The following is a 17,324-nucleotide window of genomic DNA, read 5'->3' as shown; positions in this document are numbered from 1 at the left end:
TGGGCGTTTTTCTGCCGGGAGTCATTCATGTTCAGCAAGTTCAGTTCAGCCACAGCCATGCTTGCAGCCTTTGCCTGCACTGCCGGAACCGCATGGGCTGAGACCGCGCCGAACCTGCCTGTCGGTACGCGCCTTGCGTACGAGGTTACCGAAGCCAATTCGGTGTCAGACCGGATCGAACTTCAGGTGATCGGCGCGCACGGCCTCTGGACGATTTATCTCGGTGATCCGGGCGGACATGAATTCTACTATGCAGAGACGGCGTTTGGCCTCTTCTCTTCAGATTGCCTCCACCCTGAACTGCCGACAGACGAACGCATTGCCTCCACGCAGCAGACCATTCGTGACCTTGAGGCTGCAGATGCGCTCGATTTCACTATTGAGGGCACCACGCAGCGTGTAGAAGTCTCTGAAGCCTTTCCGTTTGAACCAACAGGTCTGGAGACTGAGCCAACCAGCGCGCGGACCATCACCGTCACCCATACCGAATACGACACTCCGATCATCTACACGGCCGACTCAGAAACCGGCATCGTCTATCGCGCACAGTGGACAGAAGGCTATTTCGACAAGCTGGTAGAGCTGGAACCAGACGACGCAGCCGCACTGGAAGCCCATAGCGCAGAAGACCTTCAATCGGTCTGCCCTCCCGTTTTCACTATTCGTGAGAGCGCCGAGTAAGCGCGAAGCCCGCCAGCTTGTAAAATCCCACCAGCCTGTCATCCTCCCCCGAGAAAGATGTTTCACGGGGGAATGCCATCATGTCAGCACTTCGGGCGATGCTTATCACGGGGATGATCTGCTTTGCGACACCTGCATTTGCGCAGTCTGCGGGCAATACGCCGCCCCCGCCCTGCACCGACGAAGCCTATTACCAGTTCGATTTCTGGCTGGGCGAGTGGGAGGTTTCCGGCCCGAATGGAAATCTCGCTGGCCACAACACGATTGAACGCGCTGAAAACGGCTGCCTGATCACCGAGAGCTGGGTGAATACAGCCGGTGGCACAGGCCAGAGCCTGAACTTCTACAATCCGGATACGGGCCTGTGGCGTCAGGTCTGGGTCAGTTCCGGCTCAATCATAGATTATACCGGCGGCCTGACCGAAACCGGCTCTATGAAGCTTGAAGGCACCATCACCTATCATGGTAATGGCACCAGCTTCCCCTTCACCGGCGAATGGACACCGAATGAAGACGGCTCCGTTACCCAGCATTTTGAACAGTACAATCCCGATACCGAAGACTGGGTTGTCTGGTTCACAGGGCGCTATGTGAGAACTGAAAACGAATAATGTAAGCCCGCTGCATATTGCATTTTGTCCCCAGTCGGGCAGAACCAGACCAGCATAATTGGGAGTGAAACATGCAGGACCTGCTTACAGTCGAGAAGCGCGGCAAAATTGCCATCATCACAATCAACCGCCCGGACCAGCTGAACCCTCTGGGCAAAGCAGGCGACGGCGATGCTTTTGTGGAAGTGACAAAGGAACTGGCAGCGGACAAAGAGCTGCGCTGCTGCATTCTCACTGGCGCAGGCCGTGCCTTTTCTGCGGGCGGAGACCTGAAGGCCATGAAAGAGCGCACAGGCGCTTTTGGCGGCACACCGGCTGAAGTCAAAGAAGGCTATACTGGCAACATCCACAAGATCGTGAACTCGCTCTGGAACTTTGAACTGCCCCTCATCGCGGCGGTAAATGGTCCTGCGGTTGGTCTTGGCTGCGACGTTGCCTGTATGGCGGACATGCGCATCATTGCGGACAGCGCACGTTTCGGCATGTCTTTCCTGCGCATCAACCTCATCCCGGGTGATGGCGGCTCATGGCTGATGCCACGCATTGTTGGCTTGTCCCGAGCGTCTGAGATGATCTTCACCGGCACGATGTACGACGCTGACACCGCAATCGAGTGGGGCTGGGCATCACAGAAAGTCTCTAACGAGGCTCTTATGGACGCGGCTATGGAGCTGGCAGAGAAAGTCGCTGCGCAGCCACCTATGGCGCTGCGCGCTGCAAAAATGCTGCTCCGCAAAGCGCAGAATGCGGACTATGCGACCATTATGGAAATGTCGGCGTCCCAACAAGCGCTCCAGCACCACACAGAAGACCATATTGAAGGTGTTACAGCGCTTCTTGAAAAGCGTGCGCCAAACTTCACGGGGAACTGATTTCCTGACACGCTGCTGACAGAATGCTGTCAGTAGTCTCGTACTACACCTCCTCTGTAGATCATACAGAGGAGGACATCACATGATCGCCTACGCAACCATCGGCGTATCTGACCTGAAGCGCGCTTACCCGTTTTATCAAGCTCTCGCGGACGAGCTTGAGGCCAAGCATTTTCTGGGCTCACTGGACGATTCCTTCATTGCATGGGTCGGTCCGAACCATGAGCCGGGTATCGGAATCACCCTGCCCTATAACGGTGAGCCACAGACTGTGGGCAACGGCATGATGATCGCGCTGGCGGCCAAAAATCCGGCGCAAGTCGACCGACTGTATGACATTGCCATCGCTCAGGGCGGAAGCTGCGAAGGAAAGCCCGGACCACGCGGCGACAATTTCTACGCTGCGTATTTCCGCGATCTTGACGGTAATAAACTGAACGCCTTCGTTCAAACGGCTTAATCGTCCTGCTCTTCCTGTTGGCGGCTCAGGGCAGCATTGAACTGAGCCTCCGACGCATCATTGAATCGTTGCAGCGCGCCCGCTTCCACGAAGGCAAGCTCCTCGCCTGCCAACAGGCGCTCATAACGGTCCAGCATTCCGAACATGCTCGAATGGAACGCCAGAAACACATCAGCATCAATGCTGCGCACACGCTCGAACGAGGCGCGATAATCATCCACCATGCCCGGATAGCTTTCCGGCGCGATGCGCTGGCCACCAAGGCTCGTGCTACAATGGAAGAAGGCCTGATGCGGATTACCGTCTTCATCGGTCACATCCATCAACCATGAGGTACAGCCCGGCGAGTGCCCCGGCATGACGACTGCGGTGAGCGTTGTGTCGCCAAGCGTGAGCTGATCGCCGTCCTGAATGATCTGATCCACACGAACAGGCGGAAATGGCATTGTGGAGGTCGGCCCGAAATCAATAGCGCCTGCTTCAAGGATGGGCGCGTCTTTTTCGCTGGCCACCATTACCGCATCCGACGCCTGCTGTAGAGCCGCAAGGCCGCCTGCATGGTCGATATGGGCGTGACTGTTCAAAAGATAACGTACATCGGCGATGTCATAACCAAGGGCAGCGATGTTCTCGAGGATCATTGGCGGGCTCTGCGGCAGAATACCGTCGATCAGAAAGTGCCCCTCATCTGTCGTGATGAGATAAGAACTCACGCTGGCTCCGCCCACATGATGGATATTGTCGATCACGGTGAATGGGGCATGCGGAGGCGCGAATACGCGCATAGCGTCCAACACGGGCGACTGGATGGCAAACTCGATCTCGTCCGGTGAAGCCAGAGGCGCGACATCATCCCTTTCACCTTCAGGTATCGGGATCAAAAGCTCCGCGTCTTCGACGGGCTGTGGCTCGGTCCTGTCCTGCGCGCAGGCAGCCATAATCATGGCCAGCGCCAGTATAGAAATCCGGTTCATATATGCGTCCTCCGTTTTGCGCATATGCAGCCTGAATGCGGACTTTTTGTTGTTCGTATTCCGCCGGCTCAAAGGTTGTTTTCAGTCAATCAGCGCGCTGATGCCAATGCCGCAACACGGCGGATGAGTTCGAATGTCAGCGGGTCGACTACGCCGGACACATCGCCCTGGTTCCATCGACGCTGAAACGCCATGACAACCTTCTCCGTCTGTTCTTCGAATGCGCCGGACACATCGATCGGATAACCAATCGCTTTCAGATCTTCCTGCAGTCCGGTCACGCGTTTGCCCCATGCGCCAAGTTTTAAAGGCGCATCCTTTTCGGAGAGCTTAACCAGCTCTCCCTCGTCCGGCAGCTCAGGCCAGAAGCCTACGCCGCGTGCCGCAAACTCTTCCCACGGGAAATGCTCGCCCGGATCATCCTTGCGATCGGGCGCAATATCGGAATGGCCGACAACACGATTCATCGGAATTTTGTGGCGCTCGATGATGGTGCGGCTGAGTTCAATCACCGCTTCGATCTGCACGCGGGAATAAGGCTGAAGGCTGCCATCCGGTAGCTTCACATTGTGACCGCCATTGACGATTTCGATCCCCACGGAGCGCGAATTGAGGTCGCCATCGCCCTGCCAGTTCGAGACGCCCGCATGCCATGCACGCATATCCTCCGGCACGAGCTGATAGATCACCCCGTCCACATCCACCATATAGTGCGCGGAAACCTGCGCTTTCTCATCTCGCATGCGCTCAAGTGCGGACGGGCCATCTTCCATGCCCGTGTAATGCAGCACGAGCATATCCACCGGAAAGCGGCGCTTATTCTGGTTGGGTGACGGAGCCTCGATGATCTTCATGTGCCACTCAGTAGTTTCTTAGCTACCGAAGCTAAAGGAAATTTGCTGTTCGGGCGCAAGGCAATGATCAAAACACCCAGCAGGGAAACCACACCGCCGATCAGAAATTTGACAGTGATTGTCTCTCCAAGGATCAGCACGCCAAAAGCCACGCCCCAGATCGGCGTCATAAGCGTGAGCGGCGAGAGAAGCGTCATTTCATGGCGGGTGATGAGCCAGTAAAACGATCCGTGCCCGAATATCGAAACACCAAACACGGCAAACAGGGTCGCCAGCCAGATCAGCAGACCACCATCAATAAAGGCCTGAAACTGTCCTGTGACCCCGCCCTCAAATCCATTGAGCAAAGCTGAGACAACCAATAGAGGCAGACACGACATTGCCCCCATCCATGCCTGCATATGTATCGCTGGCATGGGTGTGATCTGCTTCATCATGATCGCGCCCATTGCGCCAACGAACGCTGATCCAATCACAAAGAACAGTCCGACTTCCATATTAAAATTGCCCGGATCAATCGTGATGATAATCACCCCAAGGAAAGCCAGTACGATACCGAGCCCACGTCTCCAACGGACCTTCTCGCTAAGGAAGATGACAGACAGAATGGTTGTGAACGGTACGCCGAGCTGCCCGACGACAGCGGCGGCGCTTCCACTCGCATTCGCAAGACCGATAAAGAGCAGCGCAAAATGCGCCGAGCCCATGCATGTCGCGATCAGGAACAGCTTGCCCAGATTTTTGGGCACACGCCTGAACAGAATTGGCAGCAGAACCAGAGCGATAAGACCGAAGCGGAGCGCCGCATAAAACACCGGCTGCACATCAGAATTCAGGAACACCCATCGCGTGACGATGACATTCAGTCCCCAGACCATGCACACAAGGAAGAGCAGTCCGAAATCACGGATCGGCATGTCTGATCATCTCCAGAAGCTACCGACTGAGTGAGAATTGAGGTCAGGAAGACTCGCCGGTGTCGTATTTATCTTTTTTGCGATTCCCGAACAGCATGCGCGTCTCAAGCGTTTTACGCAATTGTTTATAGAAGGCTTCCAGAAACGGACCGTCTCTTTCCAGAGGTGCAGCTTCCCATCCGATACGCGCGCGAATGCGTGACGCTACGGCAGCTTTCACTTCGCCTGTCCCGCTGCGCAAAACGTCTTCCAGCACCTGCAATTCATGCTCACCATAGGTCTGCAATTGCTCCTGCGAGAAGACAAAAGCGTCGTCGTCTGCATTCGCGCTTGTGGAAGTCACATCCTTTGCGAGCTCCGGTTTCGGATTACGGATAACCCAGGTACCCGCGACGAGATCACCGCCCCGTAGCTTGTCTCGGTTAAACACCGGCATGAAGACAAATACGCCAAGCCAGACCAGAACCAGCAAGGTCATCATACCGTTGAGGGTATCGCCCCCCATTCCTGTCAGCAGAAAGGTGAAAGGCAGAAAGACTTCAAGCTCGCGCATTACATTACGGGCAAAAACAGCATTCGCCGTCAACTGGCGACCTTCGCGGGCTACCACGCGCAACTTCATAATGCGCTTACCCGGCGTCGCAGCGCGCCGGCCCATTTCGAAAATAGTAAAATAGAAGGCGCGAAGCATGAAAAAGAAGAGGTTGAACAGGATCTGCCCGATTTCAGCCCACTCACCGAAATAACCATCAGGAACGCCAAAAGCGATGATCATGCCGCCGACAATCAAGGTCACAAGCATGATACCAGCATCAATGAACAGCGCCCCTGCCCGCTCGCCCGCGTCAGCAAGACGAAGACGAATGACAGCGCCCTCCGGGGTCGTCACCTCACGCCACATACGGGCGTCATGCGCATTCGTCTGATAGCCCTGCGGCCGGGCTTTTTCTGCCTTAGCCCTCGCCATCAGCGTTTCGCCCCCGGACGTAGATAGAAATAGCTGAGCCAGCCCAGAAGCGAGACGCCTGCCACCATATAGCGCGTCAGGTCATCATTGATCAGTTGCCGCCCAAAGCCTTCGAGCAAGGCGGCAAGGAACAGCATAACGACAACGCCCATGCCGACATTGCCCGCGCGTTTACCTGCGTCTGCCATCGCGTCCACACGCCGCTTCTCCCCGGGAAAGGCGAGCGTTTTGCCAATAACAAGACCGGCTGCAGCCGCCAGAATAATGGCAAACAGCTCTGTCACGCCATGGATCATGAGCCAGCCTATAATCTCGAAGCCAAGCCCTTTGCTGACATAAAGCCCGACATACGCCCCCAGAATACAACCGTTATAGGCGAGCAGAATGGCCGTCGGTATGCCGACCATAAAGCCAAGCGCAAAGCATAACAGCGCCACCATCGTATTGTGCGTGAAGAGCTGGGAGGCGAACACACTCAGCATGCCCGCTATGTCCTCATCCTCGGTATAGAGGGTCGCACGTAGCGTTTCCTGCGAAGCCTCGGGAGTGCGCTCATCGAGGAATGCAGCAAACGGGTAGAACCATTCTGAATCGGAAAGCACGAGCATCATTACGATGAGCGCGAAACCAAACATGATCGCTGATGAGAGAATAGTCGCCCCGACCATGCTGCGCACAGCATCGGGCCAGTCGCGTCGGAAGAAGCTGCCAAACCGCTCCCAGAAGGAAACGCGCGGCCCGTACATGAAGAGATAGCCGCGCGTGCACAGCGTCTCCAGATAGGTGATCAGGTTCCGGTCCAGAGAGACCGCCCGCGCCGTCGAGAGGGAGGATACCGCCGTGCGATACAGTTGCGGCAGCGCCACCAGCTCGTCAGGCTTCAGCGCGTTCACGCCAGAGTTCTGGATACGCTCCAGAAGGCCTTCCAGCGCGCGCCAGTCGTCTTCTCTTTCTGCACGGAAGCGATAGCTCTTGAGATCAAGCTCGGACATGGTCAGATCCGCTCCTGTTGCAGAATAGTGAGATATCGGTTGAGCAGCGCAGACGAGAACTGATGCGCCGGTGCTTCCAGCACATCAATGCCAAGACGGGACAGGCGCTTGATCACGGTACGCCGCTCCTGAATGAGATTGTCTGCGATCACCGCGCGGGTCACATCTTCGGGCGTTTCAGGTTCTTTCACCGCGAGCGCTTCAAGGTCTTCATCCTTGAATACGGCAAATACAACCAGGTGGCGCTTAGCCAGCCGCGCTGCATTCTCGACCATGAGTTCGGCCTGCGCGGTATCGATAAAATCTGTGAACAGCACGATCAGCGAACGACGGTTCAAACCGGCAGAGAGACGCGTGAGCCCCAGCGTATAGTTCGCATCAAGCGTCGAATAGCTAAGACGCGCCATTTCAGACTGAAGCTTGCTGAACGCTGCATTACCGCGCACCAAACCGGTCATGACACGCGGCTGCGTATCAAAGCCATAAACGCCCACGCGATCACCTCCGCGCAGCGACGCGTAAGAGAGTAGCATTCCCGCATGAACTGCATGATCCAGGCGCGAAATGTCCCCGAGCGGTTCGCACATCAAACGGCCGGTATCATACGCCAGCACAATATTGTGGTTACGTTCCGTGCGATATTCTTTCGCCATCAGCGCCATGTGACGGGCTGATGCTTTCCAGTCCACGCTACGCCGGTCCATGCCCGGTACGAATTCGCGCATGGCATCGAATTCGGAGCCATCACCGCGATCAAACTGCGCCTTGATCCCGAAATCAGCTTCACGAGCGATCCAGCGCAGAGCATCGGACTGCAGCGTGCGAATATCCGGATTGATTGGCCGGGCCAGCTCAGCAGGCAGACGCATTTGTTTCCACGCCAGCCCGAGCGGGCCAGACCAGCGCATCCAGAGACTATCCAGCCGAGCCTCACCACGCCTCAGCATATGCAATTCGAACTCGGCCAGGCCCTCTGCACTCAGTATCACCGTTTCCGGTTGAACCACAGCTTCGTTGAATTCAGGGCGTACCTGAATAGAAGGCAGATAGTCACGCTTAGGATCACTGATCTTCAATGCAAACGGATTGCCTGTGCCCACAAAGAAAACAGGCGGAACATTAGTTTCCACATTCAGTGCACGAGACGAACGTGCCGCCATGGCATCAATCGAAATGAGCAATACAATCGCTGTAATGCCGGCAAAGCTCATCACCCACAGCGCTGGCGCAAGCCACGCAATGATCAGGAGCAACGGAATACCCGCGCCCGTCAGCATGATTGCCAGCTGAGATGGACGAATGCTTGCCATGAATCAGCGCGGCGCCTCGGTCTCTGAGAGGATGTCTGAAATCACGCTCTTAGCTGTTCGCCCTTCAATTTCGGCAGATGCAGACAGCACGACGCGGTGACACATGGCAGGCCCGGCCAGCTGTTTCACATCATCCGGAATGACATAGTCGCGGCCGGCCAGAGCTGCTTTCGCGCGTGACGCGACCGCAAGGTTCACCGCAGCGCGCGGCGAAACGCCTACATCCAGAAGGTTCGGTCGCTCACGCGACGCGCGCACCAGACGAACCGTATAGTCAATGATCTCGTCAGAGAGCGTAACCGAGCCGATATAATCAGAAGCCGCGCTCAGTTCATCCTTGGTGACCACTTGCTTGATACCAAGCTCTTCCATGGTCGGCATGCCAACGCCTTTGGCGTGAGATTGCACAATCCGGATTTCCTCTTCCGCGCTCGGATACGCCATTTCATGCTTGAACAGGAAGCGATCGAGCTGGGCTTCTGGCAGCGGATAAGTGCCTTGCTGCTCAATCGGGTTTTGTGTCGCCACCACCATGAAGTGATCACTGAGAAGGTGGGTTTCTCCATCAATGGTGACGCGGCGCTCCTGCATGGCTTCCAGCAAGGCAGCCTGTGTCTTTGGCGGCGTCCGGTTAATCTCGTCAGCGAGCAGAACTTCCGTGAAGATTGGTCCTTTGGTGAGCAGGAACTGACTGGTCTGGAAGTTGAAGAAGTTTGTGCCGAGCACATCGCCCGGCATCAGATCGGGCGTAAACTGGATGCGTCCGTAATCAAGCGCCAGACAAGCCGAGAAACACCGCGCAAGAAACGTCTTCGCAGTACCAGGCGGGCCTTCCAGAAGAAGGTGACCTTTAGAGAATAGCGCGATCAGCATGAGGTCGACCGCATCCGACTGACCCACAATCCCGCGGCCGATTTCGGCTTTCAGCTTTTCGCCAAGCGCTTGGATATCATTCGCGTTCATCGCTCATTTCCCTTTTCCAGACGTGAAAATCCTTCACGAAGTTCATCAACTGACTGTGTGTTCTGACTCTGGCCGGATCCGGCCATGGCGGTGCATCCGCGTGCTTAGCGCGCACGCGCGCCTCTCTTTGTTTGAGGATACGATCCATCTCTTCTATCGGCAGGTCTTCCGGATAACCGAGCTCTCGGATGATCATACGCCGTGCAAGCTTTGCATAATCGCCCGCCAGAGCCGGCTCGCGATTTGTCTGACGGAACAGCCCCGCCGTGCTCTCAATCAGCGACTGTCGCCCTGTCGCCGCAACGGGTGGCTCAGCCTGCGGACGGCCAAAGCGCATAAACGCGGCCCAACCAAGCAGGATCATTGTAGCAATTGCGAACAATGTTGCGCCGAGCAGCGGAGGCTCGAAGATCAGGCGCAGAAGATCGCGAGAGCGTTGGAAGCCGTGGATCGTCGTATCAAAAATCACGCTACGCACGTCAGACTTGGCGGAAAAATGCGCGATCATCCGAACGAACACTTCCGCATTTTCACGATGCGCAAGCCCGTGTGTGTTCATGAGTTCAGGATCAGATAAAATGTATATCCGCGTGCTGGGAACACGCCCCAAAAGAACGCCGCCATCAAGCGTGATGACCGGCTCGATGCCCTGAGGATGCAAGACCTGAACAGTGTCCGAGAAAACCACGGGCAGAGTTGATCCCATCATGTCAACTTCATCCGGCGCTTCTGTACGCTCAAGACTGATATCCCCGGACAGTGGTGCCAGCAGGTCGGCAAGGCGATTGATCGGTAGCGCAAATGTCTGACGGTAATGCCGCGGGTTTGACCGGTCACGCAGGCCGTTTCTCTTCGGCAAAACGACGAGAGTGGGTTCGCCATCACGGTCGAAATTGACTTCATCAAGGTCACGCGCATCATAAGCGCTGGCCGGCGTCAGAATGAGAAGCCCTTCACTCGCTCCGCCCCTGAGAACGCCGGTATCGCGGCTGATATCAACGTTATAGCCCTCGCGCGCTAGCAACTCTGAAGCAAAGTTATAGCCTAGCGCGGAGGTCGAATAGGCATGCAGGCCAGCTGCGCGGCGGTCCCGGAATTCGGGCGCGAATGCAGACAGTACAATCACTGATGCAAAGCTGATCGCCGCGATGAGCACCGCAATAAGCGCCGTTTTCGCGGAAATAATCGGCGTGGCGTTATCCGAAACCGAACTCATCAGAACGCTTCTCTTTGTGCGAAGACATCATAGTCCTTACGAGCCGCCTGATAGTCTTCCGACGTGAGATGCTGACCGGCAAATGCACTGCGCTCTACCGAGAGGATAAGACGCCGCAAAGCATTGCGTGATAGCTCTGGCATCTGGCCTAGTTCACCGATTTCCCGCCCAGTCAGCGACTTGCCTATCCGGTTTCGCACACGCTGCTGCATATCCTGAAAGGATGAGTGCAGGATAAGGCGTACAGCGGCATCGAAATCGCCTGTATCAGCCAAGGCGTCTGCACGTTTTAAAAGGTCTGAGGAGAACGACTCATCTGGTCGCAAATCCACGTCGGCGAGTTCGTCACGCGCATTGGCCGGTTTCCTGTCGCCAATGGTCTGGCGACGGTCCATGACGCCTTTGACGATGGAATAGATGATGTAGCCCACCAGCAAAACGGCAGCGCCGATCAACAGCACCCGCCATAGCGGACCAAGCGCAGCAATCATGTCTCCGATAGCACCGAATATGCGCCATCCCGGGTTTCGGTCCGGGTCGACGGCTTCAGGCGTCACGTCTATTGGATCGACGGGAAGCTCGAACTGATAGCTGCCATCGCTGCGCATCGCGGCATAGGCGTCATCAAAGCTTTCAGTTTCGTCCGGCATAAAGTCTCCCCACCGGATTCAGTTTGAGCGTGGAAAACGGCGAAAAGCAACCTCAAAGCAAGGCAATATTACGCAAACTTTTCGTACCGCTGAAATCACGAAAGGCCACACCCGTGGGGCATGGCCTTATATAAAACCTGACTGGCAAGATGCGCCTAGCTGGCGCGCGTTACAAAGCCCTCAAATCCGCGGGCCTTGATGAGGTCCAGCATAGGGGCCGCCTGTTCGCGGCTAACCCAGCCACCCAGCATCACCCGATAGATCGGACGACCGTTCGTGACCCCCTCAACAATGCGGGTTTCGCCATAGCGGCGCAGAGCGACCGCCTGCAGGTCTGCATTCGCATAAGAAGAGAACGCGCCCGCCTGAATGGCATACGCCATGCTCAGCGGTGCCGGTTCAGCAGGCGCTGGTGCATAAGACACCATTTGCGGCTCTCGCGCAGGCGCTGCCGGAGACGGCTCGCTGACAACGCCGGTAGAGGTCAGCGAAGATGTCGGCATTGCACGCGGTGCAGCGCGGCGAGGAAGCTCGGAAATGTAGGAGTCATAGCGCTGGCCCATCACCGACTGGGCATCTGCCAGTTCGATAGCCTCTGGCAGATCACGATACTCGATTTCAGCGCGTTGGGCTGATGCCGTCATCGCCCAGGCTGAAACAGCAACGCACACACTCACTGCTAAAATCTTCATGGCAGATAAGCCTCCCACCCTTCTGAGTTATAATATGAAGCGCATATTCAGTGCGCCCTCACCTCAACATCGTGATAGCTCTTTTAGATTAATAGCGACGTTTAGATGGTCATTCAAATTAGGCGGTCCGTTTTAAACCCTTCATTCAGGCCTGTGCGATGATGCGCCGATGCATCGGCTTCTCACAAAAAAGCGCGCAAATGCGACTGCCCCTTGAAGCGCCACGCGTTTCGATACACATGCACGCGATAAACGAGGAATGCCCGCTATGACCGATCAGGAACGCCAGACACGCTATGAGCAACTTCGCGAAGAAATCTTCGCTGTCGTTTCCGGCGAAACCTATCTGCCTGCGCGGCTTGCAACAGCCTCCTGCCTGCTGGCCGAGGCCTTCCGCCCACGCTTTTTCTGGACGGGGTTTTATGTTGTCGATCCGCTGAAATCTGAAGAGCTGGTAGTAGGGCCTTATGTCGGCACGCTCGGCTGCCTGCGCATTCCATTTACGCGCGGTGTTTGCGGTGCATGTGCTGCGAGCGGCGAAACCCAGCTTGTGCCGGATGTTCACGCGTTCCCTGGACACATTGCGTGCGACAGCCGTACAAACTCTGAAATTGTGGTTCCTGTCTTCAATGAAGATGGCACGCTTGCAGCCGTTCTCGACGTCGACTCTGAACAGCCTGACGCATTTGACGAAATCGACAAGGCAGGTCTCGAAGCGATTTGCGCCGGTCTCCTGACCGCGTAAAGATCAGGCCATGCTGCTCGTCATCGTTCTTCCCGCACTCATTATCGGCTGGTTCTTCTACCAGATGGGCCGTCGTGCACGCTGGAAGGAACAGCAGAGGAAGCTGAATAGCCGCCTCGATGATCCAAACACGATCGAACACCAGCCACGTAAAAAGAAATAGGCTGCACCCTTGCGTGCCCGCCCTACTCGCTGACACACTTACAGGCGTTCACAGTCGTAGGAGCCTTGTATGTCAGATGCCGCCCAACTCGCTGAAATGATTCAGAACGCAAACCGCGTCCTCATCTTCACGGGTGCTGGCATCTCCACCGAAAGCGGTATTCCGGATTTCAGAAGCCCCGGCGGCGTGTGGAGCAAGATGACTCCGATCTATTTTCAGGATTTTGTCGCCTCACGCGACCAGCGCCGCGAATCCTGGAGACGTGTCTTCAACAAGACAGCCGGCTGGACCGGCGCCAAACCAAATACCGGTCACTACGCCGTCGCTAAACTTGTGGATATGGGCAAGGTCTCACGTGTCGTGACGCAAAATGTCGATAATCTGCACCAGCACGCAGGCATTGATGATGACAAGGTTATCGAAATTCATGGCAATGCCAGTTACGCCAAATGCCTCAATTGCGGGAAACGCTATGAGTTTGATGATCTGAAACCACGCTATGAAGCGGATGAAGACCTCACCTGCCTATTTTGCGAGGGGCTTTTGAAATCGGCGACCATTTCATTCGGTCAGGCCATGCCGGAAGAAAAAATGGCACTTGCCGAAGCCGAAGCTGAAATCGCCGATCTGTGTCTGGCTATCGGCTCGTCGCTGGTCGTCTATCCCGCAGCGAATATTCCGATCATCGCCAAACAGACGGGCGCGCAATACGCCATCATTAATCGCGAGCCGACAGATCAGGACCCTTACGCCGATCTCGTTCTGAATACCGAGATCGGCCCGCTTCTGTCTGAGGTCATCGAGCTGCTGGAAGCCTAGTCTTCGCGGAAATGCGCGATCACACGGCGGGTATGCGGCGCGTTTCGATGCTCGAACAGATAAATGCCCTGCCAGGTGCCCAGCATCATCCGTCCGAACTGAACAGGAATGGATAGGTTCACCTGCGTGAGCGCCGACTTGATATGCGCAGGCATATCGTCAGGCCCCTCGGCGCGGTGACGTAGAAAACTCATCTGGGGATGATCAGAATCCGGCACGAGCCGCTCGAAGAACGCATTGAGATCGCGGATCACATCGGGATCGGCATTTTCCTGAATAGTGAGTGAGGCCGAAGTATGCTGGCAAAACAGTGTCAGAAGGCCGTCGCCCTGCCCGCGCAGGAAAACGGCCGCCTGATCGGTAAACTCATAAAGGCCCGGTCCACGGGTCGGAAGGGTCAGAACAGTCTGCATGCATTCTGTCTAACACCGGGCCTCATGATCGTGAAACGCTGTTATTCTTCTTCAGCTAGAAGCGCGTCCATGCGGTCCATAATGTCATTCATCCGGCGCACAACCGCTTCATACGGGTCAGGCTGGGTCATATCGAGACCTGCCTCATTGAGCAGGATCTGGTGCGGATAGTCTGAACCACCGGCACGCATGACATTTAGGAAGTTCTCACGCACCTGATCATCACCGGCCAGGAACTGTTCTGCAAACCAGACAGCACCTGAAATCGATGTCGCATACTGGTAGACATAAAACTCATAATAGAAGTGCGGAATGTAAGCCCACTCAATGCCGTATGGCTCGTCAATCGTCATCACGCCTTCTTCCTCGCCGTGATAGCGGCGCAGAAGGTCGAGATAGATTTCAGAGAAACGTGCACCAGTTAGCGGTTCGCCTGCCTCGGCAGCTTCGTGGATTGCAAGTTCGAACTCACCAAACATGGTTTGACGGAAGAAGGTACCACGCAGGCTTTCCAGTGCCTGACCAAGATAGAAGAGCTTTTCTTCCCGCGTCTCTGCATTCTCAATCATGTATTCCTGAAGCAGGATTTCGTTGATCGTGGATGCCATCTCCGCGATGAATGTCGAATAGCCTGCAGTTTCAAACGGCTGGTTCTGACGCGCCAGCTGGGTATGAACCGCATGGCCCCATTCATGAGAGAATGTGGAGAGCGAGTTAAAGTCGTCATTATGGTTTAGCAGGACGTACGGGTGCACGTCATAGGCTGAACCAGACATGTAAGCGCCCGTCTCTTTTCCTTCCTGCGGATGGGAGTGCATCCAGTCGCCATCAAGGCCTTCACGCAGCAAGCTCAGATATTCCTCACCAAACGGACGCAGAGACTCAAATGTAATCTCTTCAGATCGCGCGAGGTCAAACACGCCCGTGTCAGCTTCAATGATCGGTGGATAAATGTCGTAGTAACGAAGGTCGTCCACGCCGAGCATACGTCCGCGCAGTTCCAGATAACGGTGGAAGACGGGCAGCGCCGCGTTCACCTGATCCACGAGTTCTGTGTAGATTTCCGGTGGCAGCGCGTCGTCGAACATATTGCGCTCAAGCACGCTATCGAAGTTACGCGCACGTGCACGGAAGACTGCCGACAGAACCTGCGAGTTCAGCGTGGCGCCCATACCCGCTTCATAGTCATTCCAGGCGCCCCAGAACGTATCGAACACCAACTGACGGTCTTCACGGTTCGGGTGGGAACGATAGCGCGAATAAGCTGCCTGATTAAGACGCACTTCCGTACCATCAGACAGGGTAACCATCGGCCACTGAATAGATGCGTTCGCGAACAGGCTGTAGATTTCGTTCGGCTGTGACAGTGCGAGACCCGCCAGCGCCAGCAGCGCCTCACCATCTTCATCAAGCGTATGCGGTGCCTGACGCAGCGTGTCTTCCAGCTGGAAATGGAATGGCTCGAGCGCAGGCTCCGCGGCCATAAACTCGCGGACGCGCTCCTCACCGATGGAAAGGATTTCAGGCGACAGCCAGCTCACAGCCTCGGAGAAGGCCTGATAGAGCGACAATGCACGACCGAAACGCTCGAGGTTTTCAGACACACGCTGATCTTCATCCCGGCTAAGCGAGGAATAGACATAAAGACGGACAACTTCTTTTGCCGTGTCAGACATAGAGCGCATCGCATAGGCAAGACTTTGCGGACTCTCACCCAAGGTGCCCTGAAGTTCACTCAACGTCGCGACCTGCGCCTGCATGGCTGTGAACTCTTCGTCCCATGCTTCCGCGGACTCATAAAGAGCCGTCAGGTCCCAGACATATGTTTCAGATGTTTCGGTCGTTTCCGCCGCTGCGGCCTCGTCCTGAGGAAACGGTTCGGCGTGAGACACACCAGACAGCCCAGCAATCGCGAAGACTGCGACCGAGCAGACACCCATTTTCAGAAATGTTTTGAAATCAGCCATTCGAAAGCCCCAACTTTCCGTTAATCAATAAATCTTTTCACCATGAATGGAGTTTTCTGCCAAGCGCAGAACGCCAACCTGTCTTCGGTTTAATATTTGCGCTCATCTGGCGGGCAACGGTATTTCCTTGGTGACCACACTCAGAAGCTCCGCTAACTATATCTCAAACGGCATGTGAGCAGTGGGAGCGGTATATGCGCTGGAAAGACGGACGGACGAGCGGTCGGGTGGAAGACCGGCGGGGTATGCGCGGCGGCGCAGCAGCAGGTGGTGGTATTGGTGTCATCGCCATCGCGCTGATCGGCTATTTCGTATTCGGCATCAACCCAGAACAGACCATGCAGATCGCCAGCCAGTTCGGCGGCGCAGGCTCCTCAGAACAGCAGCAAGGCACGGCCGGAACACCTGAAGACGATGCAGGCATGTTCGTCGATGTTGTCGGCACAAATGCGAATGACGTCTGGCAACTCTTCCTGTCCGACTATCAGCCGCCAAATACTGTTCTCTACACGCAAGGCACCAATACAGGCTGCGGCTATGGACAGGCAGCTATGGGCCCATTCTACTGCCCGGCTGACCAAACAGTGTATCTCGACCTCTCCTTCTGGCAGGAAATGGAAACGCGTCTTGGCGCATCGGGCGCAGACTTTGCACGCGCCTATGTGATCGCGCACGAATTCGGCCACCATGTTCAGACGCTGACCGGCGCATCCCAGCGCGTACGTCAGGCACAGCAGAGTGCCCGCAGCGAGGCAGAGTCCAACCAGTATCTCGTCATGCTGGAACTACAGGCTGATTGCTATGCTGGCGTCTGGGCGGCGAATGCCGCACGCGTCTCTAACGGCAATGTTGCACTGGAACGTGGTGACCTGCAGGAAGGCCTGCAAACAGCGAATGCCATTGGCGACGATACACTCCAGCGAAATGCAGGTCAGCGCGTCACGCCCGAAGCCTTCACGCACGGCACCTCGGCGCAGCGTCAGGAATGGCTGATGCGAGGCTATAACTCTGGTGACCCAAACCAGTGTGACACCTTCTCCGAGCTTTAAGCTCACACA

The 17,324-nt window shown here is 56.0% G+C and carries 20 protein-coding genes; 8 read left to right on the top strand and 12 right to left on the bottom strand.

Going from position 1 to position 17,324, the window contains the following annotated elements; all coding sequences use genetic code 11:
* Positions 1 to 27: 27 nt before the first annotated feature.
* The 4 genes from G523_RS0116015 to G523_RS0116000 all read left to right on the top strand — a co-directional run bounded on the left by G523_RS0116015 (position 28) and on the right by G523_RS0116000 (position 2,624).
* Positions 28 to 681, top strand: coding sequence for a hypothetical protein (locus tag G523_RS0116015; RefSeq protein WP_155802854.1), 654 nt, complete (start codon positions 28 to 30; stop codon positions 679 to 681).
* An 80-nt stretch (positions 682 to 761) separates the two neighbouring features.
* Positions 762 to 1,292, top strand: coding sequence for a hypothetical protein (locus tag G523_RS20505; RefSeq protein WP_022696081.1), 531 nt, complete (start codon positions 762 to 764; stop codon positions 1,290 to 1,292).
* 71 nt (positions 1,293 to 1,363) lie between these two features.
* Entirely contained in the window at positions 1,364 to 2,164 is an 801-nt protein-coding gene (locus tag G523_RS0116005) for a crotonase/enoyl-CoA hydratase family protein (RefSeq protein WP_022696080.1), read from the top strand.
* An 82-nt stretch (positions 2,165 to 2,246) separates the two neighbouring features.
* Positions 2,247 to 2,624: a VOC family protein gene (locus tag G523_RS0116000; RefSeq protein WP_022696079.1), complete on the top strand. Its 378-nt coding sequence runs from the start codon at positions 2,247 to 2,249 to the stop codon at positions 2,622 to 2,624.
* Here the strand turns inward: G523_RS0116000 and bla are convergent.
* The 10 genes from bla to G523_RS20500 all read right to left on the bottom strand — a co-directional run bounded on the left by bla (position 2,621) and on the right by G523_RS20500 (position 12,159).
* Positions 2,621 to 3,598: a subclass B3 metallo-beta-lactamase gene (gene bla / locus G523_RS0115995; protein ID WP_162141067.1), complete on the bottom strand. Its 978-nt coding sequence runs from the start codon at positions 3,596 to 3,598 to the stop codon at positions 2,621 to 2,623. The two genes, G523_RS0116000 and bla, sit on opposite strands and share 4 nt — an antisense overlap.
* 89 nt (positions 3,599 to 3,687) lie before the next feature.
* The gene (locus G523_RS0115990; RefSeq protein WP_022696077.1) at positions 3,688 to 4,452 is read right to left on the bottom strand and encodes a peptidoglycan recognition protein family protein; all 765 of its coding nucleotides are present in this window, start codon (positions 4,450 to 4,452) and stop codon (positions 3,688 to 3,690) included.
* Positions 4,449 to 5,369, bottom strand: coding sequence for a DMT family transporter (locus G523_RS0115985; protein ID WP_022696076.1), 921 nt, complete (start codon positions 5,367 to 5,369; stop codon positions 4,449 to 4,451). The genes G523_RS0115990 and G523_RS0115985 overlap by 4 nt, the downstream gene beginning before the upstream one ends.
* A 43-nt stretch (positions 5,370 to 5,412) precedes the next feature.
* On the bottom strand, positions 5,413 to 6,336 hold the full coding sequence (locus G523_RS0115980; protein ID WP_022696075.1) for an RDD family protein: 924 nt from the start codon (positions 6,334 to 6,336) through the stop codon (positions 5,413 to 5,415).
* Entirely contained in the window at positions 6,336 to 7,328 is a 993-nt protein-coding gene (locus G523_RS0115975; protein WP_022696074.1) for a stage II sporulation protein M, read from the bottom strand. The genes G523_RS0115980 and G523_RS0115975 overlap by 1 nt, the downstream gene beginning before the upstream one ends.
* A gap of 2 nt (positions 7,329 to 7,330) precedes the next feature.
* Entirely contained in the window at positions 7,331 to 8,638 is a 1,308-nt protein-coding gene (locus G523_RS0115970) for a DUF58 domain-containing protein (protein WP_022696073.1), read from the bottom strand.
* Between the two features lie 3 nt (positions 8,639 to 8,641).
* A complete protein-coding gene (locus G523_RS0115965; protein WP_022696072.1) occupies positions 8,642 to 9,601 on the bottom strand; it encodes an AAA family ATPase in 960 nt (319 codons plus the stop codon).
* Positions 9,588 to 10,817, bottom strand: coding sequence for a hypothetical protein (locus G523_RS0115960; protein ID WP_022696071.1), 1,230 nt, complete (start codon positions 10,815 to 10,817; stop codon positions 9,588 to 9,590). Before G523_RS0115960 ends, G523_RS0115965 begins: the two co-directional genes overlap by 14 nt.
* The gene (locus G523_RS0115955; protein WP_022696070.1) at positions 10,817 to 11,467 is read right to left on the bottom strand and encodes a hypothetical protein; all 651 of its coding nucleotides are present in this window, start codon (positions 11,465 to 11,467) and stop codon (positions 10,817 to 10,819) included. Before G523_RS0115955 ends, G523_RS0115960 begins: the two co-directional genes overlap by 1 nt.
* 155 nt (positions 11,468 to 11,622) lie before the next feature.
* Positions 11,623 to 12,159: an SPOR domain-containing protein gene (locus G523_RS20500; protein WP_022696069.1), complete on the bottom strand. Its 537-nt coding sequence runs from the start codon at positions 12,157 to 12,159 to the stop codon at positions 11,623 to 11,625.
* Between the two features lie 268 nt (positions 12,160 to 12,427).
* On the opposite strand from G523_RS20500, the gene G523_RS0115945 reads away from it, so the two are divergent.
* From G523_RS0115945 to G523_RS0115935, 3 genes are all read left to right on the top strand, one after another.
* Positions 12,428 to 12,904, top strand: a complete 477-nt coding sequence (locus G523_RS0115945; RefSeq protein ID WP_022696068.1) for a GAF domain-containing protein — start codon at positions 12,428 to 12,430, stop codon at positions 12,902 to 12,904.
* A 10-nt stretch (positions 12,905 to 12,914) separates the two neighbouring features.
* Entirely contained in the window at positions 12,915 to 13,067 is a 153-nt protein-coding gene (locus tag G523_RS21060; RefSeq protein ID WP_022696067.1) for a hypothetical protein, read from the top strand.
* A 69-nt stretch (positions 13,068 to 13,136) separates the two neighbouring features.
* Positions 13,137 to 13,886: an SIR2 family NAD-dependent protein deacylase gene (locus G523_RS0115935; RefSeq protein ID WP_022696066.1), complete on the top strand. Its 750-nt coding sequence runs from the start codon at positions 13,137 to 13,139 to the stop codon at positions 13,884 to 13,886.
* Here G523_RS0115935 and G523_RS0115930 read toward each other — a convergent pair.
* Positions 13,883 to 14,299 (bottom strand): secondary thiamine-phosphate synthase enzyme YjbQ, encoded by a 417-nt coding sequence (locus tag G523_RS0115930; protein ID WP_022696065.1) that lies wholly within the window; start codon positions 14,297 to 14,299, stop codon positions 13,883 to 13,885. The two genes, G523_RS0115935 and G523_RS0115930, sit on opposite strands and share 4 nt — an antisense overlap.
* A 41-nt stretch (positions 14,300 to 14,340) precedes the next feature.
* Positions 14,341 to 16,266, bottom strand: a complete 1,926-nt coding sequence (gene pepF / locus G523_RS19700) for an oligoendopeptidase F (protein ID WP_022696064.1) — start codon at positions 16,264 to 16,266, stop codon at positions 14,341 to 14,343.
* Between the two features lie 194 nt (positions 16,267 to 16,460).
* Here pepF and ypfJ point away from each other — a divergent pair, with 194 nt between their 5' ends.
* Positions 16,461 to 17,315 carry a KPN_02809 family neutral zinc metallopeptidase gene (gene ypfJ / locus G523_RS0115920; protein WP_022696063.1) on the top strand — a complete coding sequence of 285 codons (855 nt, stop codon included), beginning with the start codon at positions 16,461 to 16,463 and terminating at the stop codon, positions 17,313 to 17,315.
* The last annotated feature ends 9 nt before the right edge of the window (positions 17,316 to 17,324 follow it).

Origin of the sequence: Ponticaulis koreensis DSM 19734 (assembly GCF_000420665.1) — a bacterium.
Taxonomy (GTDB): domain Bacteria; phylum Pseudomonadota; class Alphaproteobacteria; order Caulobacterales; family Hyphomonadaceae; genus Ponticaulis; species Ponticaulis koreensis.
This window is presented reverse-complemented; position numbering and strand designations above follow the sequence as displayed.